Origin of the sequence: Clostridium fessum (assembly GCF_003024715.1) — a bacterium.
In the GTDB taxonomy this organism is placed as follows: Bacteria; Bacillota; Clostridia; order Lachnospirales; family Lachnospiraceae; genus Otoolea; species Otoolea fessa.
Window position 1 is genome coordinate 653,549 of sequence record NZ_PYLO01000002.1, and the last position, 25,705, is coordinate 679,253.

Below are 25,705 nucleotides of genomic sequence, written 5' to 3' on the forward strand. Positions count from 1 at the left end.
TCCCTACATCGCCATTCCGCCGTCCACGCACAGAACCTGTCCTGTGATGTAAGCTGCGCGGTCAGAAGCCAGAAATACGGCTGCCTGCGCTACATCCTCGGTCGTACCGAAACGTTTTAACGGAATCTGCTCGCCCATCGCCTTCTTCACATCGTCCGGAAGAACGGCGGTCATTTCCGTATCAATAAATCCCGGTGCAATCGCGTTGACCGTGATACCACGGCTTCCAATCTCCCTTGCCACGGATTTAGTCAGTCCGATCACGCCCGCCTTGGACGCACAGTAATTTGCCTGTCCTGCATTTCCCATCACGCCGGAAACGGAGGAAATATTGATGATGCGTCCGCCCTTCTGCTTTAACATCTGGCGGGATACGTGCTTAATGCAGTTAAATGCGCCCTTTAAGTTCGTATCGATAACAGCATCAAACTCTTCCTCGCTCATCTTCATCAGAAGATTGTCACGGGTGATACCCGCATTGTTTACCAGAATATCAATTCTCTTATAGCGGCTGATAATGTCCTTTAAGAACGCCTCTGCCGCGCTGTAATCCGATACATTGCACTGAACGGCTTCCGCCTGTCCGCCTGCCTCGGTAATTTCCTTCACAACGTCCTCTGCCTTTGCCGCAGAGCCATTATAATTGACGATCACCACAGCGCCCTCTTTCGCCATCGAAATAGCGATCTGACGGCCAATGCCGCGGCTGGCACCTGTCACAACTGCTACTTTTCCATTTAACATCCAAGCGCCTCCTTTACTTTGTCGATATCTTCCAGTTTCTCTATATTGAACGCCTTCGCGTTTTTGTCGATTTTACGCATGAAACCAGTCAGGGTCTTGCCCGGTCCGATCTCAATAAATGTATCCACACCGTCTGCCAACATCTTCCGAATCGTCTGCTCCCAGCGGACGGAGGAAGAAACCTGCTTCATCAGAAGCGGCTTTACATCGGCTGCATCGGTCACATAATCTGCCGTCACATTCGCAATATACGGAATCTCCGGTGTATGGATCTCAACGGTATCGAGTACCTTTCCAAGCTTCTCGCCAGCTCCCACTAACATCTTGGAATGAAACGGTCCGCTTACCTTTAACGGAAGAACGCGTTTTGCGCCCGCTTCCTTCAATTTCTCTCCTGCCTCGGCAACCGCCTCTGTCTTACCGGAGATAACGATCTGTCCCGGACAGTTGTAGTTGGCAATCTGCACGCCGTCGATCGGCGCAATCACCTCTTCAATCTTCTCTGCATCCATCGCCAGTACAGCAGACATGGCACCCTGACCAACCGGGACTTCGCCCTGCATCAGGATACCTCTCTGCCGTACGGTACGGATGGCATCTTCGTCAGACATAACGCCTGCAGCTGCCATTGCAGGATATTCTCCCAGGCTCAGACCCGCAGCCACATCCGGGCGGATTCCGGTACGTTCCATGAATACACGCATCATCGCAAGGCTGGCGGTTACCATCGCCGGCTGCGTATACTCCGTGATATTCAGACGGTCCGTCTGCTCTGGATCAAAGCAAAGATCGGTCATTGAAAATCCAAGGATCTCACTTGCTTTCTCAAACATCCCGCGTCCCGTTTCCGTTTCCTGATAAAAATCCTGTCCCATGCCAGTGGTCTGTGCGCCCTGACCCGGAAAAATAAATGCAATTTTGCTCATAGCGTTACACTCACTCTCTACTTTCTGCCCAAAAGCGCCTCCGCCTGGGCCATCATTTCTTCAATCATTTCCTTACAGGTCTGCTCTTTCTTCACCATACCTGCAATCTGTCCAGCCATGACAGTTCCGTTGTCCACGTCACCTTCCATGACTGCCTTCCGAAGCGTTCCAAGTGTTAAATACTCCAGTTCCTCGAACGGGCGTCCCTCTTTTTCCAGCTTCAGATACTCTCTCGTCATCTTATTTCTAAGACAGCGGATCGGATGTCCGTGACTCATACCGGTTACGGTCGAATCAATGTCTTTCGCCTTGATGACTCTGTCCTTGTAAGCCTGGCTTACGATAGATTCCTTCGATACGACGAAGCGGGTTCCCATCTGGACCGCCTCTGCGCCCAGCATAAATGCCGCCGCAATGCCGCGTCCATCTGCGATACCTCCAGCCGCAATCACCGGAATCGAAACCGCATCAACCACCTGCGGAACGAGCGTCATCGTCGTCGCCTCGCCAATGTGTCCGCCGGACTCCATGCCTTCTGCAACGACTGCATCTGCGCCGCTCTTCTCCATCAGACGTGCCTGTGCAACCGAAGCGACAACCGGAATTACCTTAATGCCGGCTTCCTTCCACATGCCCATGTATTTGCCTGGAATACCGGCGCCGGTCGTTACGACCTTGATGCCTTCTTCTACAACTACCTTTGCCACGTCATCCGCATACGGGCTCATCAGCATGACATTGACACCAAACGGCTTCTTTGTCAGCTCTCTCGCCTTGCGGATCTCCTCGCGTACAACCTCACCTGGTGCATTGGCGCCGCCAATTAAGCCCAGACCGCCAGCTTCAGAAACGGCTGCTGCCAGATGATGTTCTGCCACCCATGCCATGCCGCCCTGAATAATCGGGTATTCAATCCCCAACATTTCTGTGATCTTTGTTTTCATTATGCCTCTACACCTTTTTCTTTTAAGTAGTTCATAACATCGCCTACCGTTGCCAGGTTCTGCAGATCCTCAGCCGGGATCTCTACGGAGTACTCGTCCTCCAGAGCCATAACCAGCTCAAACAGATCCAGGGAATCAGCACCCAGATCATCCTTGAAAGAGGAAGCCTCGGTAATGGAATCTGCGTCTACGCTCAGCTGCTCTGCAATAATTTCTTTCATTTTCTCTAACATCGTTTCAATCTCCTTTTTAAATGAATTTTCTTTTTGTGACCGCAAAAATGCAATCACTGTTCTTATATTTTATCAAAAAATGGAATAATGTACATTAGTTTTGCTATATATTTTTTGCTTCTCCAGGCACCTACCAGGTCATCAATGCCGCGCCCCAGGTAAGACCCGCGCCAAAACCTGCCATCACCAGCGTATCGCCGCGTTTTAAGCGTCCGTCCCGGTGCATTTCATCCAGGAGAATCGGAATCGAAGCCGCCGACGTATTGCCGTAGCGCTCGATATTGACCGGAATCTTGTCCATCGGAACCTTCAGACGGCGCGACGCCGCTTCCAGAATCCGGATATTCGCCTGATGCAGCAGATAATGCTGTACCGCCTCGCGGTCCGTTCCGGTCTCCTCCAGAATCGCATTCACAATCTCCGGTACTTTCTTAACCGCAAACTTGAAGACTTCCTGACCGTCCATCTGCATAAAACCAAGCTCCGGCTTGCCGCCCGTCAGGCAGTTTTCAAGACTTCTCGCCTGGCAGTACAGAACGTCGTTCTTCGTCCCGTCGCTGCCGACCAGCGTCTTCACCACACCCGTCTCGTCCGCCCGGACAACCGCCGCGCCCGCGCCATCGCCAAACAGGATGCAGGAACTGCGGTCCGTCCAGTCTAACACCTTGCTCAGTGTCTCCGCACCGATGATCAGCGCCGTCTTATAGATGCCCGCCTGAATAAATCCCTGCACAATATGTAAGGCGTAAATAAATCCGGAACATGCCGCCGTGATGTCAAACGCCACCGCATGTTTCGCCCCGATGGCTCCCTGTACATCCGCCGCCGCACTCGGGAACGCCCGATCCGGGGAAGAAGTCGCCACGATCACGATCTCAATCTCCTCCGGAGAAATGCCCGCGTCCGCAATCGCGCGCTTCGCCGCCTCTGTCGCCAACGCCGAGGTTCCCTCGCTCGTCGAGACATGTCTGGCTCCAATACCCGTCCGTTCCCGGATCCAGGCATCATTTGTATCAAGAAATTTCGTCAAATCCTGATTCGTCACAACCTGCTCCGGCGCATACGCGCCGATTCCAATGATTCTAGCTGTCATTTTCTCGTTTAACTCCGCTTCTTCTATAAAAGATAGTTTTAATTTCAAATGGTTTGATATTCAAATTAATTTAGAGTGTAGCGGAGAATCTGGGGTTTGTCAAGGATAACTTGTAAATGAACGGCAGGATTCTGGTGAGAAGACGCAACCCGGACAGAGAAGAGCCGCCCCCAATCTTCCGGAAAACGCTCTCGCTCTTGCACTCGCTGCAGCGGACACTAAGCTCGAAAAAACCTCGCTAAGTGCCGGCGCGAGTGATGTTTCCTACAGATTGGGGGCGGCTCTTCTCCTGAAATACGCATCACTTGAAATACATAAAAATTAGGATACCGCGGTTTCCTTTTTCGTTGTATAATTATAAGACATAGGTATCTTTATTGTATCTATACAGAAATTTGTATACTATATTATCTATATATTACCCTATTAAAAGGAGGAGTTGCTATGCAGAGTATTCTTGTATGTGACGATGACAAACAGATCGTGGAAGCGATTGACATATACTTAACCGGTGAGGGATTTGAGGTTATCAAGGCATATGACGGCGCGGAGGCACTGGAACTTTTAAAAACGCACACCGTGAATTTGATGATTCTGGACGTTATGATGCCAGGGTTAGATGGCATCCGGACGACGCTGAAGGTGCGTGAAACCAGCAGCATCCCGATCATTATTCTTTCCGCGAAGTCTGAGGATGCGGACAAGATTCTGGGCTTAAATATCGGGGCAGATGATTATATCACGAAGCCGTTTAACCCACTGGAACTGGTCGCCCGCGTGAAATCGCAGCTCCGCCGCTACACGCAGCTGGGAAATATGAACAATCAGATGGGCAACCACGTATTCAAATGCGGCGGCTTGCAGATCAACGATGAAAATAAGGAAGTAACCGTGGACGGCGAACTCATCAAGCTGACACCGATCGAGTACAACATCCTGCTTCTGCTCGTTAAAAACGCCGGAAAAGTCTTCTCCATCGACCAGATCTACGAGGCGATCTGGAATGAGGAGGCGATCGGCGCGGACAATACAGTTGCGGTTCATATCCGCCATATCCGCGAAAAGATCGAAATTAACCCGAGGGAGCCGCGCTATCTGAAGGTTGTCTGGGGTGTTGGATATAAAATTGAGAAGCAGTAAAAATGTGAATCATCCATCTAACAGAAGTTAGGAGTTGCAAAATTTATGACAAAACTCTCACATATTCCGATGCAGATCCAGAAATGGATCGCCAGCCTCGCGCATCTGTTTTTCCTGATTCTGGGACTCATCGGTATCAGCCTCATGTATATCAATGGAAATTTCGGGCTGGGGCTGACCGGCATTGGCTCGGTTCCTTATGAGGACACCGCGGAATTTAACACACAATTTAATAACGATCTGAACGATATCTTCCTATATATGGAATATCAGGACGTCTTCGGTGCCGACAGCTCGATCGACCTCTCGCGCCGGATGCTCAAAATGACCTTTGGACCAAGCGAGACCGAAAATTTCTCCCTGTCCTCCCTGATTTCCTATCTGGAATCCATGGGGTACCAGCTCGACGACGACTTTAACTGCCAGAAGGTTTCTGAACCGGCAGACGGCGTCAAGAGCCGCGAAGGCTACGTCGAATGGTCGGTTCAAGAGCCGCAGCGGATCTACAGCTACCGTTCTGCCAGCCGGAAGCGCAGCACATTGGAGGATGCAGCGGTCGAGATCATGGACACACTGCATCGTTATTACACAGTGTATAACCGTTTCGTCGCCAATCCATCCAACCTGCATTTTAAAATCCAGTACACGGAGCCAGATTCGGATCAGAGCGAAACAACCCAGTTTACAAACACCGATTCCCTGACACCGGAAAATGTCAAGGAATACGGGCGCTACGCGTACCTGCCGGGCAATTCCGTTTTCTACGACACCAACATGAAAGCGATCCCGCTCAGCAGCATTTCCGCACTGGCATCCAATAACCCGTACACCGGCAGCGACTATTATCTGCTGATCGGAATCGATACAAATTATCCAGTCACTGACCTTTACGCGCGCACGCATACCGCATACCTGCACCGGCAGCACCTGTATCTGACCGGATTTGCACTGACAATCTTTGCAACGATCGGACTGCTTTTAAGCTTCCTGTTTCTGTTCCGGGTGTCCGGCTACCAGAGTTACCGCAGCTTCGACGTGACGCTGCACGGCTTCGACAAGAGCGGCACTGAAACCGGCATCGTCTTTTTTGCCGCCATGACCGCGATCGCCCTGGTTGTAAGCGACCTGATTCTCATCCGCATCCTGCATCTGGTCATTCCATCGCAGTATTGGTACTTCTCCGATCACAGCCTGCAGGCGCTGGTCCTGTATCTGGGCGGACTGCTGCTCTTTTTCAGCCTCCTGCGCCGCTACCGCGCCGGTACCCTGTGGACCTCCAGCCTGATCTGCCGGATTCAGAAGAAAATGTTGATCCTCAAAACACGGCAGAACTTCCGCAGCCGCCTAGGCATCGGATTTGTTCTCTATCTTGCAATCAACACAGCGCTTATCAGCCTTGCCTGGTATTTCTGGGACCGCGTGTATGCAAGTTTATACGTTGTTTACCTGCTGACAGGTCTGACTGTGCTGGTATTTCTGCTGTTTAACCTGTGGATCTTTTACATACTGTTCCGGCAGGCAATCGAACAGGAATCCATCCGCGACGCCGTCCAGCAGCTATCCACCGGAGAAACCAGCTACCAGCTCAACCTCGATGAATTTGACGGACCGGAGCTCACGCTGGCAGAGGGACTCAACAACATCAGTTCCGGTCTTGAAACCGCCCTTCAGGAGAAAATGAAGAGCGAACGCCTCAAAACCAACCTGATTACCAACGTCTCACACGACATCAAAACGCCGCTGACCTCGATTATAAATTATGTAAACCTAATGAAGCGGGAACATATTGAAGATGCGCGGATCAACGCCTATCTCGATGTGCTCGACCAGAAATCACAGCGTCTCAAAACACTGATTGAAGACCTCGTCGAGGCATCCAAGGCAAGCTCCGGCAATGTGAAGCTTGAATTTACCGACATTGACCTCGTCCAGATGGCATTTCAGACCAACGGCGAATTTGAAGAAAAACTGGATGCCAGACATCTGCAGCTCATCATCAATGCCCCGCGGGAACCGCTGATGATCCGCGCCGATGGACGCCGCCTGTGGCGCGTGCTTGAAAACCTGTACAACAACGTCTGCAAATATGCGATGGAGGGCAGCCGCGTCTACGTAGACCTCGCCCACGTTCCCGGAAATCCAGAAACCGGTACTGCTGGCCAGGCAGTCTTCACCATCAAAAATATATCTGCCAATCCGCTCAACATCCGTGCGGACGAGCTGACCGAGCGTTTCGTGCGCGGCGACGTTGCCCGCACCACCGAGGGAAGCGGACTGGGACTATCGATCGCCAAAGATCTGACGGAACTGCAGAAAGGGCAGTTTAGTTTGTATATTGATGGGGATCTGTTTAAGGCGCAGGTGGCGTTTGATTTGGTGGAGAAAACGACGGAGAAGGCGGTGGAGGACGCAAAAATAATAGAAGAAACCGATGCTTCCAAAGCGACTGAAAAGCCGAAAAAGGGCGATGAACTGAAAAAAACAAATATACCGGAAGAAGCTACTATTCAAAAAGAGGTAAACGGCGAATCTTCCGAAAATGCTATCAATGAAACCATAAACACTACGGAAAATTCAAGAAATGAATAAAAATTTATGAATTGAGGACTTTATCCTATGAAACGCACTCATATCATGATCGCAGTCTTCTTCGCCTGCATCCTCTCCCCCAACCTGCTGTTTCCTATCCTGAAAACCACAGCCGATGAGGGCACCGGCGAAAACCGCAGTCTGGCGGCATTTCCAACTCTGTCGCTGGAAACCATCGATACCTTTCCATCCGGTGTTGAGGACTGGATCAACGACCACGCGGCGTTCCGCAACCGCTTCTTAAGCCTGAACGCCCGCTTAAACCTCTCCTTATTCCAGTTCGGAGACTCGCAGGACGTCATCACCGGAAAAGATGGCTGGTACTTTTACACGCTCGGAAGCTCTGTCGAGGACTTCCTCGGCACCAACCGTTTTTCCGCCGGGGAACTCCAGATGCTGGCACACAAACTCCAGACCGTCCACGACGCCTGGAAAGAAAAAGGCACCGAATTTATCTTCCTGTGTGCTCCCAATAAAGAAGGCGTATGCAGCGAATTCCTCCCGGATGGCTTCACCGCACCGGACGGACCTACCCGCCGCAGTGAACTGCTCGATTATCTGGAAATACACACAAATGTCCCAGTTGTCAATCCATACCCGGAGCTCAAAAACCGCCGGGACTATCAGTGGTATTTCAAAACCGACACCCACTGGAACGATGCTGCCGGATTTCTCGTCTCCGGGCAGATCATCGATGCCGCTGGCGGCACCTCCACGCCGATCGAGGACGTCACTGTCACCTATGAGCCACGCGATCCGGGCGATCTGGCAAACCTGTTCCACATGCCAGAATCCATGTGCGACGATACCAAAGCAGATGTATCCGGTTACCGAAACAATGTAACCATCCACTACGACAGTGCCTCCGACGATGGCAACATCGCCCACATCTCAGCAGACCAGGCGCCCGACCCGCGACGCATCACGATCTACCGCGACTCCTTCGGCACCGCCCTGCTGGTCGGACTGCCAAAATACTTTGCGTATACCGATTTTTACCACTGGCAGGCATTCGAGCCGGAATTTTTGAACGAAAATAAGCCGGATGTGCTGGTGTATGAGGTGGTGGAACGGGATTTGGGGAGAATGATGGAGGATTTGGAGAAATTGATGCCGAATCAATGACGTGCATAGTTTGTGCATTTTCAAAAGTATCATTTGCACAGTTTAGATGTGTTTTTTTATTGATCTCACATTATAATTATGATAAATTAAAATTATGGAAAGTCAGAGCATATGAAAGGCGGCCTGCCCCTACTTTTGGAGGGCTTCCCCTCCAGCATCTCGTCATACCAATGACAGAAAGGAGGGCGATAACAATGTATATTACATATTCGGATTTAATTCAGTCTGGAATATTCATTGTCGCTCTCGTAGGATTGTGTTATACAATCTTCACGAGAAGAAAATAGCCGCCACTACTGCAATAGGGGCGGCTGGTCTCATAAGAGATTAACTGTTTCATTTCGGCAGGCCGTATGTCTCTGGCTTTCCTATTTTTACTATAGCATATCTTTTTTCTGTATTCAAGATGTTTTATTATGCCTTATTTTTGAAATACTAAATTTTGCAATTTTCATTTCACCATTTTATCTGAATCAGCAGGTAGCTTCCCATCTAATCCATGATTCCGAAACCATCCGCCGATCCGAATAAAAATCAAAAATTCTCCTACAGCTCTTTCTTCACCAGCTCCAACGCCGAAGCAATCACCGCATCCATATCATAATACTTATACTCGCCCAGACGTCCGCCAAAGATTACCTTCTCTTCCTTCTTGGCCAGCTCTTTGTACTTCTCATACAGCGCACCATTCTTCGCATCATTGACCGGATAATACGGCTCATCGCCTAACTTCCACTCAGAACTGTACTCACGGCTGATAACCGTCTTTGGCAGATCATTGCCATCCGCATCCTTGCCAAACTCAAACCATTTATGCTCGATAATACGCGTCCACGGAGTCTCCGCATCTGTATAGTTCACTGCCGCATTGCCCTGGAAATTCGGGATATCCAGCACTTCGGTATCAAAGCGCACAGAACGATACTCCAGAACGCCCAGCGAATACTCAAAATACGCATCGATCGCGCCGGTGTAAACTACTTTCTTTGCCATCGCATCCCAATCAGCCTTATTCTCAAAATAATCCTCTTCCAGGCGAACCTCGATGCCGTCCAGCATATTGGCAACCATCTTCGTATAGCCGCCAACCGGGATTCCCTGATACAGGGCGTTAAAATAGTTGTTGTCAAAGGTCAGACGAACCGGAAGACGCTTGATGATAAAGGACGGAAGATCCTTGCACTCTCTTCCCCACTGCTTCTGTGTATATCCCTTGATCAGCTTCTCATAAATATCCGTACCAACCAGGCTGATCGCCTGCTCTTCCAGGTTCTTCGGCTCGGTGATGCCTGCTGCCTTGCGCTGTTCCTCGATCTTCGCCGCTGCCTCCTGCGGAGTCACGACACCCCACATCTTGTTGAAGGTGTACATATTAAACGGCAGGGAATACAGCTCGCCGTGGTAATTCGCCACCGGAGAGTTCGTAAAACGGTTAAACTCCGCGAACTGATTTACATAATTCCAGACTTCCTTATTATTCGTGTGGAAAATATGCGCGCCATACTTGTGAACCTGGATGCCCTCCATCGGCTCTGTATACACATTTCCTGCAATATTCGGGCGGCGGTCAATCACCAGAACCTTCTTGCCCGCTTTCTTCGCCTCATGGGCGAATACGGCACCGTAGAGACCGGCGCCTACTATTAAATAATCGTACATGTTGGTTTTCTCCTTGTTACGTGTTGTTATACTTGTGATTTATTTATAACATACAACGACAATTTAAACAAGAATATCCCGTCAGCTTCAAGCATTCCCCAAAACAAACTCTCAATTTGGACACAATACCTTATTAATACTCCATTAGGATACATGAGTCCTATGGAGTACAGACGTAGACTTGGATTGGCTGTTTAACCTGTCCAAGAAAATGTCCGCACCCTCCCCTCTCAGGGCGAGTCCAAAATCTTCAAGAACACTTTTACTATGTATTATCCTTCAACCCATAACACTGGTACAACATATCTGTCATTTTCTTCTTATCTGTTCCTCTTATACCCAAGGACTTTAAATCCACTGTTTCATCAGCTATTTCAGATAAGAACTTTTTCATATCCTCTGCTATTTCCGGACTGAGAACTTGCCTTGTATTGGCTGTGATTAACTGTGCTAATCGGAACACATCGTTTTTATGTTTCTTTATATTTTTGCTGTCAACCTGCTCTCCATTCAGCTTGCGTTCCTTTAAATCCAGCCACGCTTTCGCCTTAAATGGTATCAGACAAGTCGGACTTAATACCGGAATGCCATCAACCATCAATTGTCCGGTTTTTAGCAATTCATAATACGCTTCATTTAAAAGGATTGCCGACAAGCTGGAGATTTCATCGTCTATCGGAAGCGGTGTGAGAACTGCATCATCTTCCAATATAAGAAAATCCGGATTTCTGGAAAATATTTCTATCATATATGGATATTCTTTGCTTTTCGGAGATGTGAAACGATAAAACTGTGCATTTCCGGTACTTTTATTCAAATGCTCATATCCTGCTTCCTTGACATACTCCCAGAACTGCCTGCCGAACTCTGCTGTTATGGATTCGACAATCAATACAATATCTACATCTTTTGTAGCACGAAACGGTAATTCTTCATTTTCCATAATCAAATCACAAGCTGTCCCGCCGATGATAACATATTGATTTTCAAAACCCTGAAATCTTTCCTTAAATTTTGTAAATCCGCTGACCATTACTCCTTCAACCTTCTTTCCTGCAATTCATCTACTGCTTCTTCAATTCTCTCATCGTTTGTATCTCCAAAAGATAAAACAATGGAAATATCGTCAGCACTGTTATCCTCTGAAAATTGTTTCGGGTTGTATGCCCATAATTCAAGTCTTACCTGCTTATCTGGGTCTATCAATTCATCGGTCAGTAAAGTTTTATCATAATCCTTCTCACTGATTGCATAGGTAGCAACTCGGCTTGGATTTAGCATTGTTTTTTCAGAAAGTGCCGTTCCCCCTGCAAAAACCATATTTTCTGTAACTTGCGTCTTATCTATATATCCTGCTTTGCGGACAGGTGTTGTCAAATATACTTTTGCTTTTTCAAATAATTCATCTCTGTTATATTTTGACTCAATAAACTTGTTGACACCGTCTTTTGCTACAAGAAACAAATCCGTCGCTTCCAACTGCTTTACTGCTCTGGTCAAGGTCATTGCTGTAAATGGAAGTACTTTTCCGGCTTCTGAAATATACAATCGTTTTTTCTTACTATACAGATAAAACAAAAACAACTGCTGTGTTGAGCAAACAAACTTATCTGTCAGCTTTTGGGGTTCTTTCTCATCAGAAAGCATTGTCCCAATGAAAGGAAGAAAGACCTGCTTATCAGTAATAAACGGTATATTATTTTCTATAAGGCTTTTTCTTCGATAATTAGATACCGACGCAAGTTCAAATACGACTGGTACATTATCAATCTGCTGTATTTTTGTAATCTGTTTTTTCAATGCCGGAAGTGTGGCAAGTTCTTCTGTCGGAGTAAGCATTATACAGCGTCTGTTTCCAATATATGCTGTGTGAAAATTATAACTCCCTGCAATATAAACAGGCAAAGAATCCTGATGATTCCATGCTTCATATTTTGTAGAAATCCCGAATACGCTTGTAAGCATATTTCCCATTCCCCTTTTTAACTCAATTTTTTTCATTTTAACTTAGCCAATGTTAAAAGTCAAGTTTTCGAGTTATTTTAAGTTTATTGCTAATTTCAATCCTCAAAAAAAATCAACTAGGAGCAGCAAATTTTAAATATTTCCAAATGTAAATTTTTTTCCTAACCACATTTGTTAAGAAAAAAGCCTACCTTCACTCTCCTTCTCCCTTATCACACTCCCATACACCAAAATCATCCAAAACATCGGCTGCCGGTAATTCACCAAAAAGAAACTCTCCGCCAAAATCCCTGCCACCGCACACATCATCGCCGCATTCATATACCGCAGATTCCGGACCAGCCAGATAAGTAGGAAAACCGTCGGGATTATTCCATAGCAGAATAATACACTGAACAGGCAGCAATGAATCTCATTGATCTGGCTGGTCAGCGTGAAACGGTCAAATCCGCCCTCGCCTGCGCCGTATAACAGGTATTGTGGGTAAAGCACCAGCTTCTCCATGCCGCGATCCAGAAACAGTCCCAAAAGTCCGCCATGTGCAACTTTCCAGATCTTCTCCTGAATCCGGGTCAGCATATTGTAATCCACGGTCTTCACATCGAAATCCGCCGCTGGCCATATCCACCACAAAAACACGCCCAACAAAAGAAATCCACCACAGATTCCCACGATCCACACCTTCGACGGAACCTTTCTCCTGCATCCCTCCAGATAGAGTGCATGCGCTCCTGCCAGCAAGGTAAAAACCAGAAAGCCCAGCAGAATTCCCGTCGATTTCGATGCCGCCAGCACCGGTAAAGCCAGCAAGTAAAAAATAAGAAAGCTCCGATCGCCGAACCGACACCGGTACAGGTACAAAAGCAGCACCATCATAAATAAGAAAAACGCCAGCTGATTCGGATCATTAAACGTTCCCTGGTACCGCACCGCGCCCCAGTATTCATGAAAAATCCGTCCATGGCCCGATGCATATACCAGAAGCTGCAAAACGATATTTACCTTCACCACCCGGTTCATCCACAATAAAAACGTTTCATTCTCCTGATCCACCAGCTTCCGAAACGTCCATATCGCACAGGCATTATAAATCCAGAAAAACGTATACCGGAAAAACTCATTCCGCCCCAGCCGTATACCATAATATGCATTAATCCCTATCACAAACAGCAAAAACACATAGAAAAAACCATCTTCCCGAACCCGTCCGATTCGTTCCTTCTTTTTCAAGCATCCAGCCAGTAAAATAAAAAAAGAGAGCAGCAGACAAACATCCGCCGCTCCCATTCCTCCCGAAGGAAATAGATAAAACTGTTTCAAAAAAACAAACAATAAAAACAATACGCTGGCTGGCGCAAATACCATCTTCTCCTTCATGACTCCTTTATCCTCTCTCCGACTCTCTTCCCAGCAGTCTCTTGTAAATCTTCTCCATCTTTTCCCCCACTGCATCCAGGCCAAACAGACGGCTTCGCTTTCTGCACACCTCGCCCATCCGGTCCCATTCATCCATATGTTCCAGCATATACAAAAGTGCCCGCGCCCAGACTTCTTCATCCTGCATCTTCTCAATCATCATTCCGCCCGGACAGATTTTCTGGCTTCCATCCTCAGATAAAGTCCACTCCTCTCCCATCAGGTCCGTATTGCCCCGGATCTCCGAACAAACCACCGGCAGTCCGCTCGCCATCGCCTCCAGCATCGCACGCGGCAGTCCTTCCTGGAAAGACGGAAAAAGGAAGATATCCGAAGCACCAAAAATCTCCGCCATATCTTCCCTATAACCCAAAAATGATATATGATCCGCTATCCCAAGCTGCGCTGCCAGATCCTGCAAATACTCCTTCAATTCGCCATGTCCGCATAATAAAAGATGCAGCCGTTCATAGCTGCATCTCTCAACTCGCCTGCCTATTCCAGCATCCTCCTGCTCATCTGCCGTTTCATTTCGTTCCAACGATAAAACTGACTCCTTTTCCGAATCCTTCAGCTTCGCCAGCATCCGAAACAGCACTTCCTGATTTTTCCTCGGAATCATCTCCCCGGACGTCAAAAGCACTACCCGTCCCGGCGGCACGCCCAGACTCTCTCTCTTCTTTTGACGTTCCTTTTCCCCCATTTTAAAAAAATTATCTTCCTCTATCCCCACACCCGGCACATAATCCACATACCTCGCATGGAATTTCCGTTTCGCAAGTTCATAATCCTCTCGGTTAATACAGATCTGCTGATCCGTATACCTCGATAAAAACTTTTCCATCGGATAATAAAACAGCCAGTTCTTCCACGACGCCCCTTTAAAAAAATGGAATCCATGCGCCGTATAAATCACCGGGCCAGTCCCCGTCGCATGGGCCGCCAGGCGCGCCATCACACCTCCCATCGGTGTGTGGCAGTGCACCAGCGAAAAATTTTCCCGGCGCATCAGCTCAACCATCTGACGGTACACCTGAAAATTCCGCTTATCAAACGGACTCCGTACAAAATCAATCTGGTGACAGATAATCCCGGTTCCATCCAGACGGTGATTATCCGTTCCATAGGACGGCGTATGAAAATTTGAGGCATAATGAACCTCGTATCCCATTTTCTGTAAAATATGGACATTGTTCATCTCAAACTGCGGGACAAAGCCGCTGACATGGGTAACCAGAAGAGCCTTCCTGCGCTGCTTTCCTTCCATTTCCTGTCTCTCCATTCAGGCACCCCCCAGACTTAATAGTGAACCTTCTTATGTGAATTAGAAGTATCTTTTACTTCTGTCCGTTCACTAATAATATATCTCGGCCGATGCTTGACTTCCATATAAATCTTTCCGATATATTCACCTAAAATCCCTAGACAAACCAGCTGCACTCCGCCAATCAAGCAAATAATACATGTCATGCTCGACCATCCGGCAACTACATTTCCCATGAAACGCATCACGATCGACCAAATAACTCCAAGAAAACTGAGTCCTGCAATCACCGTACCAAGCGCTGTAATAATTCGAATAGGTTTTATGCTCAAGCTCGTAATACCATCAAACGCAAGGCTCAACATTTTCGTTAATGGATAATGGCTTTCTCCTGCAATTCTTTCATGACGCTCATAATAAACACTTGTGCTCTTAAAGCCAACCAGCGGAAACATCCCACGCAAAAAAAGATTTACCTCCTTGAAATTAGCAAACTCCTTTAACACCCGACTTGAGACAAGGCGATAATCCGCATGATTATAGACAACCTCCGCACCCATCCAGTTTAAAAGTTTATAAAATCCTTCTGCTGTAAAACGTTTAAAAAATGTATCTGTATCACGTTTACTTCTGACGCCATAGACAATTTCACATCCCTGCTTATACTGCTCCACCATCTCGTCCATAGCATTAATATCATCCTGACCATCACAATCAATGGAAATTGTAATATCACATTTATCTTTCGCTTCCATCAAACCCGCAAGAACCGCATTTTGATGGCCTCGGTTACGGCTCTGAGAGATTCCTATAAAATGTTCATCTTGTTTTGCCAGATTGCAAATGATTTCCCATGTCTTATCCTTACTTCCATCATTCACAAAAAGGATACGGCTGCTGTTAGAAATCGTATTAGACTGAATCAAAGAAGTCAGCTTATCCAAAAACATCTTTGATGTAATTGGAAGAACTGTTTCCTCATTGTAACAAGGAATAATAATGTATAATATGGTATTCATTTTAAATTTTACCTTTCCGATCTTTTATATCGTTCTCTAAAAGTATTTAATCTTGATCTTATATATTGGAATCCATAGAGAGACAATATAATATATAGTGGAATATATGTGAATAAATATCTTGCACGTGCTTCGAAAATTAATTCAAACAGTGTCAGCCCTAAGATGCTTAACATAATCACACATACACGATTGTTTTTAGTTGCATGCCATGCAAACACATTTAAAAATATAATTGTCAACCATATCATCTGTTCAAAATTTGACCATAAAATATAGTATTTTCCGATGTCTCCATATTGTCCCGTATAATACAAACCACGCAAAAACTCACATATTGGTGTCGCTTTCGGAGGAAATACTTCCAAAAAGAATCCACCTTCTGCAGCCCAGCTAAATGTACCATTATAATAATTGGATAATATTTTTCGCGCAAATTGCTGCACCAAGCCTAGTACATGCATATTTTTAATACGATTAATTGCCACATACAAATCTGCTGCGTTTCTTTCTGCACAAGTTGAAAATGATGCAGAAAATTCAACATCCTTATCAGAAAAATTTCCCATATCAGCAGGATTCATACCCATCATAAAATAATGTGCAATTCCAAAAGACATGTTTTTATCAACCGGAAAATTCATCGCTGAAATTCCAACTTTAATTATACACAGCCCCATGAAAGCGCCAAAAATAGCAATCAAATCATTCAAGAAACTTTTTTTCAATTCTCTCTTTCCTGCAACGCAAAATGTTTCAACTAAAATAACTGCAATAAAAACGATAAATGTTTGAGGTTTTATTTTATATCCCACCGTTGAACAAAGACCTATGAAGAACCACACTAACATAGAATTCTTCTTTTTATTATGAATATAAAGATATAAAATCAACGTAGGAAATATCAATGCCATAGAATCCGAATACGGTATAGAAATCCATGGAGATATTCCAGCCAAAAGAACATAAACAACATACCCAAACAGCGAAATTTTTGTATCATCAAATAAATACTTAATTATATGAAATAATAAATAGCCTGTTACGGCATTTAAAAAACATTGAACTGTCAAAATAGCAAAATATTCATAATCATGGAATCCTATATTATGTGCCACAAATCGGATTATAGAGAAAATTTCTGCCAAAAACAGGTTATTAGGGTATCTTGAAAAATACCATTGATAATCATTTGCATTTTGATGGTGTATATATGAATTAGAAAAATTTATTAATTCGGAAGAATCCCACCCTGTATAAAAATAATAATTATACACACAAAAAAGGTTCAAAAAGAAAAACAGTATCGAAACGACTATCATAGTTTTTTTACTGTTTTTAAAGTTAAAACAATTTGCCACAGTATATACTACAGCAAAAAAAATCGTTCCCAAAAACATTAGCACCCATGGCGACAAAAAATTCGCACAAAGAGATTTATTTGCATATTCAATCTTAGGGAAAAAAACACAAATTAAAATTATTATCAAAAATACGGACAGATATATACCCTTTATAATGTTTTGAAATAACATCTTGTAATTCATTTCAGTAGCATTATTCTTTTTTAATAATTTCAACTTCTCAAAAAAATTCATAATCTAAACCTTCTTAATTTTTTATACATTACTACTCCCATAACTGCATCGGATATATGCCAGATTTCATCATAAATCGAAACTTCTCCTGTGCCGGTTCTATATCTTCCTTATATGTAATACCAATCCATCTATCCGATGTATTCAGGACTTTTACAGCCGCCAAATTCTTTTCCAGCAATTCCGCCACAATATTCGGGAGAAGATATTCTTTCTTCTCTGAATTTTCCCCTAATGTATCAAGGAATCTGGCAAATCCTTCATCTATATACCGCAAAAAATCCGGATATCCCGCCCACATATTCATAGATACCATTGCATCTGATGTAATCCATTTGCTGACTTCCGCATTATCGCACTGTATTTTTCCATCCACTATCTGAATTCCCGTTGTCTCAATCACTTTCTCCAGATATCCATTTGCATCTGCCACACAGACACCTCTAGTTACAGCTCCGTTCTCACTCAGCGTGTTCTTCAAAGAAAATCCAGCCATGGCAAGGTTCATCTTCTCTTTATTCTCATTCTCGGAAATCAAGAAATCATGAAGCTTTATAAATGCTTCTTTTCCATAATAATCATCTGCATTAATAATCACAAATGGCTCTTTTACTACATTCTTGCAAGCTAAAATTGCCTGTCCAGTTCCCCATGGTTTCACGCGCCCTGCTGGAACCTCATATCCATCCGGTAAATCTTCCAATTCCTGATAGACATATTCTACTGGCATAACTTTCGATAAGCGATTTCCAATCACTTCTTTAAATTCCGCTTCGATTGCTTTTCGAATCACAAAAACAACTTTGGTAAATCCAGCTGCTTTTGCATCGTAAATCGAAAAGTCCATAATAATCTCCCCATTGGGAGCCATCTTTACAAGCTGCTTGATACCGGTTCCGAAACGGGAACCGATGCCAGCAGCCATGATGATGAGGGTTGTATTCATATGTTCCTCCGCAAATAATCCATTACTCTCCCCCTATTCCACCGTTACGCTCTTCGCCAAATTTCTCGGCTTATCCACATCCAGACCTTTCGAAACGCTTACATAATATCCCAAAAGTTGCAACGGAATCACTGCTAAACTCGGTGTAAAGCACTCTTCTGTTTCTGGAATATACAAAGCGAAATTTACTGTATCTTCTACTTTATAATTTCCTGCCATTGTCACTGCTACAAGATAAGCTCCACGGCACTTCACTTCAACCATGTTGCTGATCATTTTTTCATATAGTTCTTTCTGCGTTAATACACTGACTACTAAAATCCCATCTTCAATCAAACTAATTGTTCCATGCTTTAGCTCTCCTGCTGCATATGCCTCAGAATGAATGTAACTGATCTCTTTTAATTTTAAACTTCCCTCCATGCCGACAGCATAATCAATGCCGCGGCCGATAAAAAATACATCTTTCGCATTTGCATATTTTGAAGCAAACCACTGAATTCGCTCTTTTTCATCATCCAGCACTTTTTGAATTTGTTCTGGAAGCTTCTGAAGCGCTTCTATTAGTTCCTTATATCTCTTTTCATCCAGTTTTCCTTTTGCATAAGCAAACTGAATCGACAACAAATTCCCGGCAATCAGCTGTGCACTATACGCTTTCGTCGTTGCTACCGCAATCTCCGGTCCAGCTAATGTATAAAATACATGATCTGCCTCACGCGCAATCGTTGAACCGACTACGTTCACAATCGCAAGTGTTGGGATTTTCTGCTCTTTTGACAAACGCAAAGCTGCCAAACTATCTGCTGTTTCCCCCGACTGACTAATAATAATAACAAAACTATTCTCTTCCAAAATTGGATTCCGATATCTAAATTCAGAAGCCAGTTCCACACGTACCGGAATTCTTGCCAATTCTTCCATTACATATTGCATCGCCACTCCTGCATGATACGCAGAACCACACGCCACAATATAAATTCGTCCAATTGAACGGATTGTTTTTTCATCTAAACCTGCATCTGATAAATCAATTCTCCCATTTTTTAAAACTGCATTGACTGTATCACGAACTGCTCTTGGCTGCTCATAAATTTCTTTCATCATGAAATGCTCATATCCGCCTTTTTCTGCAGCCTCTGCATCCCACTTAATTTCAATCAGTTCTTTTTCAATCACTTCCTGGTCGATATTGTAAAAAGTAATCTCTCCTTTATGCAAACGAGCCATTTCCTGATTCCCAATATAATAAACCTGGCGCGTATATGGAAGAAGCGCCGGTACATCCGACGCTACAAATGTTTCTCCCACTCCCTGCCCCAATATCATTGGATTATCCTGACGGGCTACATATATTTCTTCTGGATATTCTTTAAACATAAAAGCCAGTGCATAGGTACCACGAATTCTAGTCATAGCTCTTGCTAATGAATCAATCGGATTCTGACCATAATTTTCATAATAATAATGAACCAACTTTACAGCCACTTCCGTATCCGTATCAGAATAAAAGGAGTATCCCTTCTTTATCAGTTTTTCTCTTAACTCCTGATAATTTTCAATAATTCCATTATGAACACCTACAACCTCTCTATCTTCCGTTGCATGAGGATGTGCATTCAATTCTGACGGTTCACCGTGGGTCGCCCATCTGGTATGTCCAATTCCGCAGTTTCCATGTATTGCTTTTCCAGCATTTGTTTTTTCTTTTAAAGCAATCAGCCTACCTTTCGCCTTTACGATTTCCGGCAATGATTTCCCTTTTCTAACCGCCAAACCAGCTGAATCATATCCTCTATACTCTAATTTTTCTAATCCGGCAAGAAGAATGGGCGCTGCCTGTTTATCTCCTGTGTATCCTACTATTCCGCACATTATATTTTTCTCCTATATATTCTTTTCGTTCAAAATACTCCAGCAGTTCCCTACTTTCTCTTTCACACCCCGATTGTTCGCAATTTTTACATATATATTCACACGCTTCAGTTATTCTTCGTTCACTTGTCGTGTTCTTTCCTATCGGTAATTCCGAATTTAAGTATGTTGGATATAAATGAAAATAATCCGAAAAAACCGCCGTATGAGCTAAGAAAACACATTCTATATAATAACCCATTTTGTCCTTTTCAGGCTTTTTTTCTGCTATTGCGCACGAAATAAGTGCTGTAGTAAGAGCTGCTTTTACTACCAAAGCTCCTTTACCATCTATATAAGCTTTTTTAGCATACGTATACGCTTCTTCAAAGCTCTCAACATTGTCTTGGGTTCTATATATACTTTTTGCTCTTTGCAACCAATAATGTAAATCATTCTCTAATAATGGCTGCAAATCTTTATAGATAGTATAAATAAGACTTTTTGAGTCTTTGTTTGTTGAAAATATTTGGTTCAGCGTATCGAATAAAATAATATCTATATATAAACGTTTTCTCGAATAATCAAGTTTAAATTCTTTGACAATATAGTATATGCTATCCGATATTTCCTGTATTTGAAATTGCTTTAATAATTCTATTAGTGCAATTTTACTATTATGAACCATTTTTGAACTTGAATGTTTTGTTGCCTCTTCTTCTGTTGTTAAAATCAACTCAACAAATGGAGAAAACTTTTTACATATATCATTTATTTCATCGCGATTTAAATCAAGAGAAATCAAATCTGAATAGTATAATTTATCCAACGCACATAACGCAATTAACACACTTCTTTCTTTAAGAGAAATCTTAATCTCTTTCTTTATAGTAAACGGTATATTTATATTTTGATCCTTTTTCAAAACATACAAATAATCTATATTCGTTTGATCCGCCTTGCGCCTAACCAATCCAAAAGAATCCTGTACTTTATTACTCATTACGATTTCATTTTCATCAAATCTATTACTTATATCAATTACATTACAATTCAAATTAGAGACCAAATAATTATCACTAGAATTTATCGCAATTACAACTTTATTATTATTATTATTTAATCGCGTCCTTAAATCTATTAATAATCCATATACATTCGACGACATCGAATTACTATCAAACAAAAAAATACTATCCTTTTGTGATTCTAAAATTTTAAGAATCAACTCCTCATCCACAAATATTTCTGATGGGAAGTAAAAAACATCTCTTTTCTTATAATATTCCGCCAAATTGCACAAAACATATGTTTTTCCACTAAAGCGTCTTCCTTTCAACAAAACAAACGATGTTTTATCCAATTCATCCTGTATTTCCTTATTACAGTCTCGATAAATATGTAATGTACTTTTTAAAAAAGCATTTTTTTGAGTATCAAATATTTTTGTATTTGAAATCAATTTCAAGGATTCTTTTTTTCCTTTTTCGATTATTATACTCGGATTTATATATTTATATATTTTTTCTCTATTTTCCCTTTCCAAGTACTGATACATTGAAACGAAATCCGGATAAAATTTTTCAAAATTTTCAACTATTATCACTCCATTAATTCCATGTTTCTTTAAACTTCTTTCTTCATCAAGTGTTGGTTTTTCATTTCTTAAAACAATCCTATATGCATCTTGCTGTATATTTTTACTTTTATTATAAACATATTGCAAATCCATTTCATTTTGCAAACTACATCCAATAAAAAGCATATGTTGTTGTGCATAATCTGAAAGCAGTGCTTTATAAATATCTTTATTTTCTTCACTTGTAATTGCCTGTAAATATTGTTCTTGGCTAAACACTATATTATTTTTATTATCATCTCTATATCTACTTTCATAATTCGCATCCCCATGTAATTTATATAATAATTTTTTAGATGTTTTCGGTCGCCTAAATTTAAGATATGGCAATATTAATTGAAAATCCGAATTTTGTTCAATTCCATCATCCACATTTAATGTATATGCATATGGCCAATTTACCTTTGTCAAAAAATCAATTTGTTGCTGTAATAATTTTACTTCCGTAAAATTATCCTCAAAATATTTTGCACGTTTTTCACTAGAAACGCATTCAAAGAACAAGTCTGAAACATCAAAAAAACTTTTTTTATTAACCTCTTCGTAACTATATAAACAATTTTTTTCTGCACATATCAGTTTACTCATTTCATTTTTTGCAAGTTTTCCATCCGGAACACCACCATTAACAGCTTGACATCCAGCTGTAAAACCAGCGCCGAAAACAGGAACAAGTTTCCTTTCAAGCGCATATCTAGCTAACTTTTTTATTCCCTCATCGTAATCTATAATATTAATTAAATTCATTTTTTAATACCTACTTAATATTATCCATTTCTCTTATTCAAGCAAAATTCAAAATACTTCCTAAAATTTTCTGTTTGAATTTTCCAATCCCATTGTTTTATATTCTCAAGATTTTCATTAGATAACTCTTTAAATACTTCTCTATTTTTTAATAATTTAATTATTTTTTCTTTCAGTTCCTTAACCGTCCGTTCTTTCATAATAAAATTCTTTTGTAGAGTCCCCAAACATTCTTCCACAACACCCACATTTGTTGTAATAACCGGAACCCCACAAGCCATTGCTTCTAAAACCGGATTAGGTGTTCCTTCATGTAATGACGCGCAAATATAACAATCAATTTTGCTATAAAATTGAGGCATACGGTAATGCGGAATCATTTTTTCTTCCCTGTCAGAAGTATATAATTCGATATTATAGCCTTCCTGTCTTAATTCTTGTATCGCTGGCTTTATAATAGTATTAATTCCTTTTAAATCGTTAATACTCCACTTACTATTTCCTACCCACCCAACACGAATTAATCTATCATTTATATTGTCAAATCTACTTAAATTATTCGGTTGGAACAAATTCAAATCCACTCCATCTGGCAAGTAAGCATCCGGTCTTTTTTTTAATTCCACTTTTTCCTGGTATATTCTTTCAAGTTTTTTTGAAGATACAGCATATGCCGTTAGTATCGACTCTTTACGAGCAAACAACTTTTCTGTAACCATCTTTTCTTCATCATCTAAGCATAGATGGTCATATATTTCTGTTGATATTTTTTTGTTTTTTATGTACTTACTAAAAAACTCTTCTTTTGTATAACCCAATCGAAAAATTCGATTTTGCACCCATTCACTATCATAAGATGATAATAATCCCCTCCAAAAAAAGTGAACTATTTTGCAGTCCTGACTTAAAATAAATATATCTGCCACATTCTCTATATCACAAGCATAAATCACTTTAAAATCATAATATTGATTCAAATTTTTCTTTATTTGATCCGCAATATGATCAAACGCCCAATCAGGTCTATCTACAATTAAAGCTATTTTTTCTTTTTTATTTTTTTGTTTTTTATTTTCATCTACAACATCATAAACACACTCTCGTTGTATCTCTTTTCTTCCTTTTACTATGTCAATCAACTTCCAACATTTATTAACTATTCGATATCCTTTTGTTTTTTTTATAACTCGCAAATCCGTTTCTAATCTATTTGTTCGCTCCCATAAAATATCACATTCTTTTGTTTTCATTTCCAACAATCTCTGTGTTCGCTCTTTTTCAACCTCTATAATTCTTTTCTCCTCTTTCAAATCTTGAACTCTTTTAATAGAAGTAGACTCTTCTGTAAAATCTGTTCTTTCCATAATTTATTCTCCTCTTTTTATCTTCCTTAGTACTTTTTTCAAGAATCTGATATCCGAAATAGATTCTTGCATTTTAATTTTATTTAATTCATCAACTCTATACTCATCCATTCCCATTTCAAATAAACATCCCGACAGTCTAATTGTCAATTCATCCATTTTAGCAATATGTGATGTAGGAGACAAATATACTAACCTCTCTACCCTATTATCCAATAATACTTTTTGTATATCTCTACTTCTATATTGATAATCACCCCAATTTGCTTTTTCTGCCGAAAAAATATGCTCCAACTGACATTCTAAATATCGATCTCCTTCTTCTGGAGAATTCTCGTCGGTAATCAGTAAAACTTGTTTTCCTTTTTCTTCGAAATATTTTTTATAGTTTAATAAAACCCTATCCATTTCCAGATATCCAACATATCGATAATAAATTGCCACTTTTGATTTATCATTTATTCTCTTTAATATTAAATCCTGTTTTTCAAAATAATTAGATCCTATTAATTTTATTACATCTTGAGCATCCCAATACTGTAATAATAATTCAAAACATTTTCTTGCATTTTTCTCTTCGATTTTATATAACCAACAATCAATACAATCCAACAAAATTTCATCTTTTAAATTAAAAAACTCATTTTTATAGTCTTCGAATTTACATTGATGAATCAAAAATTGTTTTACGTTTTCGACAATTACAGAGCCCTTACATCTACTTTCAAAACGTTTAATATCTAATACGTTTCCCCCCGTAACTCCAACACCCAAGCGATAATGATAAAACTTTTCTTTTATTATTCCTACATGTTTGGCATAATAAGAAAGAATAAACAGTGCATATCTGTCTTCTGCAGATACATATTTTCCATCTAAAAGCTTAGCAAATCCCTCTTTGCACAACTCTGTTTTCCAAATTTTATTGACCAAGTTGCAATTAAATTTATGTTCAACAAAACAGGCACTTAAAATATCTTTCTGTATCCCACTTGTGTCCTCTGGATTCATAAAATGATCAACCCATAAAATCAAATCGTCTGCCAGTTTTTCTCCCGCCAAAATTTCTGCTCCAAATTGTGCAAAATCATATTCTTCTTTCTCCATAATGCAAAAAAGATATTCGCAAGTATTCAAAGATATATAATCATCACTATCTAAAAATAATATATATTTACCTGTCGCTATTTCTACTGCATCTTTTCGAGTTTTGCATAAACCCATATTTTCAGCATGTTTTATTAATTTAATACGTCTGTCTCGATTCGCATATTCTTGCAGTATTTTTAGTGAACTATCTTCTGATGCATCGTCCACACAAATGATTTCGATATCTTTTTCTGTCTGGTTAATTGCGCTCTCCAGGCACTCCCGCAGATATTTTTCAACATTATAAACTGGTATCAATATGGATATTTTTGGCATAACCCCTCCAATATA

General features: G+C 41.9%; 20 protein-coding genes. 3 read left to right on the forward strand and 17 right to left on the reverse strand.

The window, feature by feature from the left end:
• Positions 1-3 precede the first annotated feature (3 nt).
• From fabG to C7U56_RS08175, 5 genes are all read right to left on the reverse strand, one after another.
• Positions 4-744, reverse strand: a complete 741-nt coding sequence (gene fabG / locus C7U56_RS08155) for a 3-oxoacyl-[acyl-carrier-protein] reductase (RefSeq protein ID WP_107000852.1) — start codon at positions 742-744, stop codon at positions 4-6.
• A complete protein-coding gene (fabD, locus tag C7U56_RS08160) occupies positions 738-1,670 on the reverse strand; it encodes an ACP S-malonyltransferase (protein ID WP_107000853.1) in 933 nt (310 codons plus the stop codon). Before fabD ends, fabG begins: the two co-directional genes overlap by 7 nt.
• A gap of 17 nt (positions 1,671-1,687) precedes the next feature.
• Positions 1,688-2,614, reverse strand: a complete 927-nt coding sequence (gene fabK / locus C7U56_RS08165; RefSeq protein ID WP_022360534.1) for an enoyl-[acyl-carrier-protein] reductase FabK — start codon at positions 2,612-2,614, stop codon at positions 1,688-1,690.
• Positions 2,614-2,847: an acyl carrier protein gene (acpP, locus tag C7U56_RS08170; RefSeq protein ID WP_022360533.1), complete on the reverse strand. Its 234-nt coding sequence runs from the start codon at positions 2,845-2,847 to the stop codon at positions 2,614-2,616. The genes fabK and acpP overlap by 1 nt, the downstream gene beginning before the upstream one ends.
• Before the next feature lie 130 nt (positions 2,848-2,977).
• Positions 2,978-3,940 (reverse strand): beta-ketoacyl-ACP synthase III, encoded by a 963-nt coding sequence (locus C7U56_RS08175; protein ID WP_107000854.1) that lies wholly within the window; start codon positions 3,938-3,940, stop codon positions 2,978-2,980.
• 444 nt (positions 3,941-4,384) lie between these two features.
• Between C7U56_RS08175 and C7U56_RS08180 the strand changes: the two genes are divergently transcribed.
• Genes C7U56_RS08180 through C7U56_RS08190 form a run of 3 tightly spaced genes read left to right on the forward strand, consistent with a single transcriptional unit; the run spans position 4,385 to position 8,794 of the window.
• Positions 4,385-5,080: a response regulator transcription factor gene (locus tag C7U56_RS08180; RefSeq protein WP_022360531.1), complete on the forward strand. Its 696-nt coding sequence runs from the start codon at positions 4,385-4,387 to the stop codon at positions 5,078-5,080.
• 45 nt (positions 5,081-5,125) lie between these two features.
• Positions 5,126-7,669 carry a sensor histidine kinase gene (locus C7U56_RS08185; RefSeq protein ID WP_107000855.1) on the forward strand — a complete coding sequence of 848 codons (2,544 nt, stop codon included), beginning with the start codon at positions 5,126-5,128 and terminating at the stop codon, positions 7,667-7,669.
• A gap of 27 nt (positions 7,670-7,696) precedes the next feature.
• The gene (locus tag C7U56_RS08190) at positions 7,697-8,794 is read left to right on the forward strand and encodes an alginate O-acetyltransferase AlgX-related protein (RefSeq protein WP_107000856.1); all 1,098 of its coding nucleotides are present in this window, start codon (positions 7,697-7,699) and stop codon (positions 8,792-8,794) included.
• 546 nt (positions 8,795-9,340) lie between these two features.
• On the opposite strand, the gene glf is transcribed toward C7U56_RS08190, so the two are convergent.
• From glf to C7U56_RS08250, 12 genes are all read right to left on the reverse strand, one after another.
• A complete protein-coding gene (gene glf, locus C7U56_RS08195; RefSeq protein ID WP_107000857.1) occupies positions 9,341-10,453 on the reverse strand; it encodes a UDP-galactopyranose mutase in 1,113 nt (370 codons plus the stop codon).
• 265 nt (positions 10,454-10,718) lie between these two features.
• Positions 10,719-11,486 (reverse strand): hypothetical protein, encoded by a 768-nt coding sequence (locus tag C7U56_RS08200; protein ID WP_107000858.1) that lies wholly within the window; start codon positions 11,484-11,486, stop codon positions 10,719-10,721.
• Entirely contained in the window at positions 11,486-12,454 is a 969-nt protein-coding gene (locus tag C7U56_RS08205) for a MarR family transcriptional regulator (RefSeq protein WP_233430220.1), read from the reverse strand. The genes C7U56_RS08200 and C7U56_RS08205 overlap by 1 nt, the downstream gene beginning before the upstream one ends.
• A gap of 138 nt (positions 12,455-12,592) precedes the next feature.
• Positions 12,593-13,795, reverse strand: a complete 1,203-nt coding sequence (locus tag C7U56_RS08210; RefSeq protein WP_107000860.1) for a hypothetical protein — start codon at positions 13,793-13,795, stop codon at positions 12,593-12,595.
• Positions 13,796-13,802: 7 nt separating this feature from the next.
• The gene (locus C7U56_RS08215; RefSeq protein ID WP_107000861.1) at positions 13,803-15,116 is read right to left on the reverse strand and encodes a glycosyltransferase family 4 protein; all 1,314 of its coding nucleotides are present in this window, start codon (positions 15,114-15,116) and stop codon (positions 13,803-13,805) included.
• 17 nt (positions 15,117-15,133) lie between these two features.
• Complete coding sequence (locus tag C7U56_RS08220; protein ID WP_107000862.1) at positions 15,134-16,117, reverse strand: glycosyltransferase family 2 protein; 984 nt, start codon at positions 16,115-16,117, stop codon at positions 15,134-15,136.
• Positions 16,118-16,125: 8 nt separating this feature from the next.
• Entirely contained in the window at positions 16,126-17,715 is a 1,590-nt protein-coding gene (locus C7U56_RS08225; RefSeq protein ID WP_107000863.1) for a glycosyltransferase family protein, read from the reverse strand.
• A 31-nt stretch (positions 17,716-17,746) separates the two neighbouring features.
• Positions 17,747-18,661, reverse strand: coding sequence for a nucleotidyltransferase family protein (locus C7U56_RS08230; protein ID WP_107000864.1), 915 nt, complete (start codon positions 18,659-18,661; stop codon positions 17,747-17,749).
• Between the two features lie 33 nt (positions 18,662-18,694).
• Positions 18,695-20,536, reverse strand: coding sequence for a glutamine--fructose-6-phosphate transaminase (isomerizing) (gene glmS, locus C7U56_RS08235; protein ID WP_107000865.1), 1,842 nt, complete (start codon positions 20,534-20,536; stop codon positions 18,695-18,697).
• On the reverse strand, positions 20,505-22,901 hold the full coding sequence (locus tag C7U56_RS08240; RefSeq protein WP_107000866.1) for an SIR2 family protein: 2,397 nt from the start codon (positions 22,899-22,901) through the stop codon (positions 20,505-20,507). Before C7U56_RS08240 ends, glmS begins: the two co-directional genes overlap by 32 nt.
• Positions 22,902-22,921: 20 nt before the next feature.
• Positions 22,922-24,265: a glycosyltransferase family 4 protein gene (locus C7U56_RS08245; RefSeq protein ID WP_107000867.1), complete on the reverse strand. Its 1,344-nt coding sequence runs from the start codon at positions 24,263-24,265 to the stop codon at positions 22,922-22,924.
• Positions 24,266-24,268: 3 nt separating this feature from the next.
• The gene (locus C7U56_RS08250) at positions 24,269-25,690 is read right to left on the reverse strand and encodes a glycosyltransferase family 2 protein (RefSeq protein WP_107000868.1); all 1,422 of its coding nucleotides are present in this window, start codon (positions 25,688-25,690) and stop codon (positions 24,269-24,271) included.
• Between the last annotated feature and the right edge of the window lie 15 nt (positions 25,691-25,705).

Bases quoted from the DNA above. Each gene is read 5' to 3' on its own strand.
- fabG (WP_107000852.1), bottom strand. From the start codon at position 744: ATGTTAAATGGAAAAGTAGCAGTTGTGACAGGTGCCAGCCGCGGCATT.
- fabD (WP_107000853.1), bottom strand. From the start codon at position 1,670: ATGAGCAAAATTGCATTTATTTTTCCGGGTCAGGGCGCACAGACCACT.
- fabK (WP_022360534.1), bottom strand. From the start codon at position 2,614: ATGAAAACAAAGATCACAGAAATGTTGGGGATTGAATACCCGATTATT.
- acpP (WP_022360533.1), bottom strand. From the start codon at position 2,847: ATGTTAGAGAAAATGAAAGAAATTATTGCAGAGCAGCTGAGCGTAGAC.
- C7U56_RS08175 (WP_107000854.1), bottom strand. From the start codon at position 3,940: ATGACAGCTAGAATCATTGGAATCGGCGCGTATGCGCCGGAGCAGGTT.
- C7U56_RS08180 (WP_022360531.1), top strand. From the start codon at position 4,385: ATGCAGAGTATTCTTGTATGTGACGATGACAAACAGATCGTGGAAGCG.
- C7U56_RS08185 (WP_107000855.1), top strand. From the start codon at position 5,126: ATGACAAAACTCTCACATATTCCGATGCAGATCCAGAAATGGATCGCC.
- C7U56_RS08190 (WP_107000856.1), top strand. From the start codon at position 7,697: ATGAAACGCACTCATATCATGATCGCAGTCTTCTTCGCCTGCATCCTC.
- glf (WP_107000857.1), bottom strand. From the start codon at position 10,453: ATGTACGATTATTTAATAGTAGGCGCCGGTCTCTACGGTGCCGTATTC.
- C7U56_RS08200 (WP_107000858.1), bottom strand. From the start codon at position 11,486: ATGGTCAGCGGATTTACAAAATTTAAGGAAAGATTTCAGGGTTTTGAA.
- C7U56_RS08205 (WP_233430220.1), bottom strand. From the start codon at position 12,454: ATGAAAAAAATTGAGTTAAAAAGGGGAATGGGAAATATGCTTACAAGC.
- C7U56_RS08210 (WP_107000860.1), bottom strand. From the start codon at position 13,795: ATGAAGGAGAAGATGGTATTTGCGCCAGCCAGCGTATTGTTTTTATTG.
- C7U56_RS08215 (WP_107000861.1), bottom strand. From the start codon at position 15,116: ATGGAGAGACAGGAAATGGAAGGAAAGCAGCGCAGGAAGGCTCTTCTG.
- C7U56_RS08220 (WP_107000862.1), bottom strand. From the start codon at position 16,117: ATGAATACCATATTATACATTATTATTCCTTGTTACAATGAGGAAACA.
- C7U56_RS08225 (WP_107000863.1), bottom strand. From the start codon at position 17,715: ATGAATTTTTTTGAGAAGTTGAAATTATTAAAAAAGAATAATGCTACT.
- C7U56_RS08230 (WP_107000864.1), bottom strand. From the start codon at position 18,661: ATGAATACAACCCTCATCATCATGGCTGCTGGCATCGGTTCCCGTTTC.
- glmS (WP_107000865.1), bottom strand. From the start codon at position 20,536: ATGTGCGGAATAGTAGGATACACAGGAGATAAACAGGCAGCGCCCATT.
- C7U56_RS08240 (WP_107000866.1), bottom strand. From the start codon at position 22,901: ATGAATTTAATTAATATTATAGATTACGATGAGGGAATAAAAAAGTTA.
- C7U56_RS08245 (WP_107000867.1), bottom strand. From the start codon at position 24,265: ATGGAAAGAACAGATTTTACAGAAGAGTCTACTTCTATTAAAAGAGTT.
- C7U56_RS08250 (WP_107000868.1), bottom strand. From the start codon at position 25,690: ATGCCAAAAATATCCATATTGATACCAGTTTATAATGTTGAAAAATAT.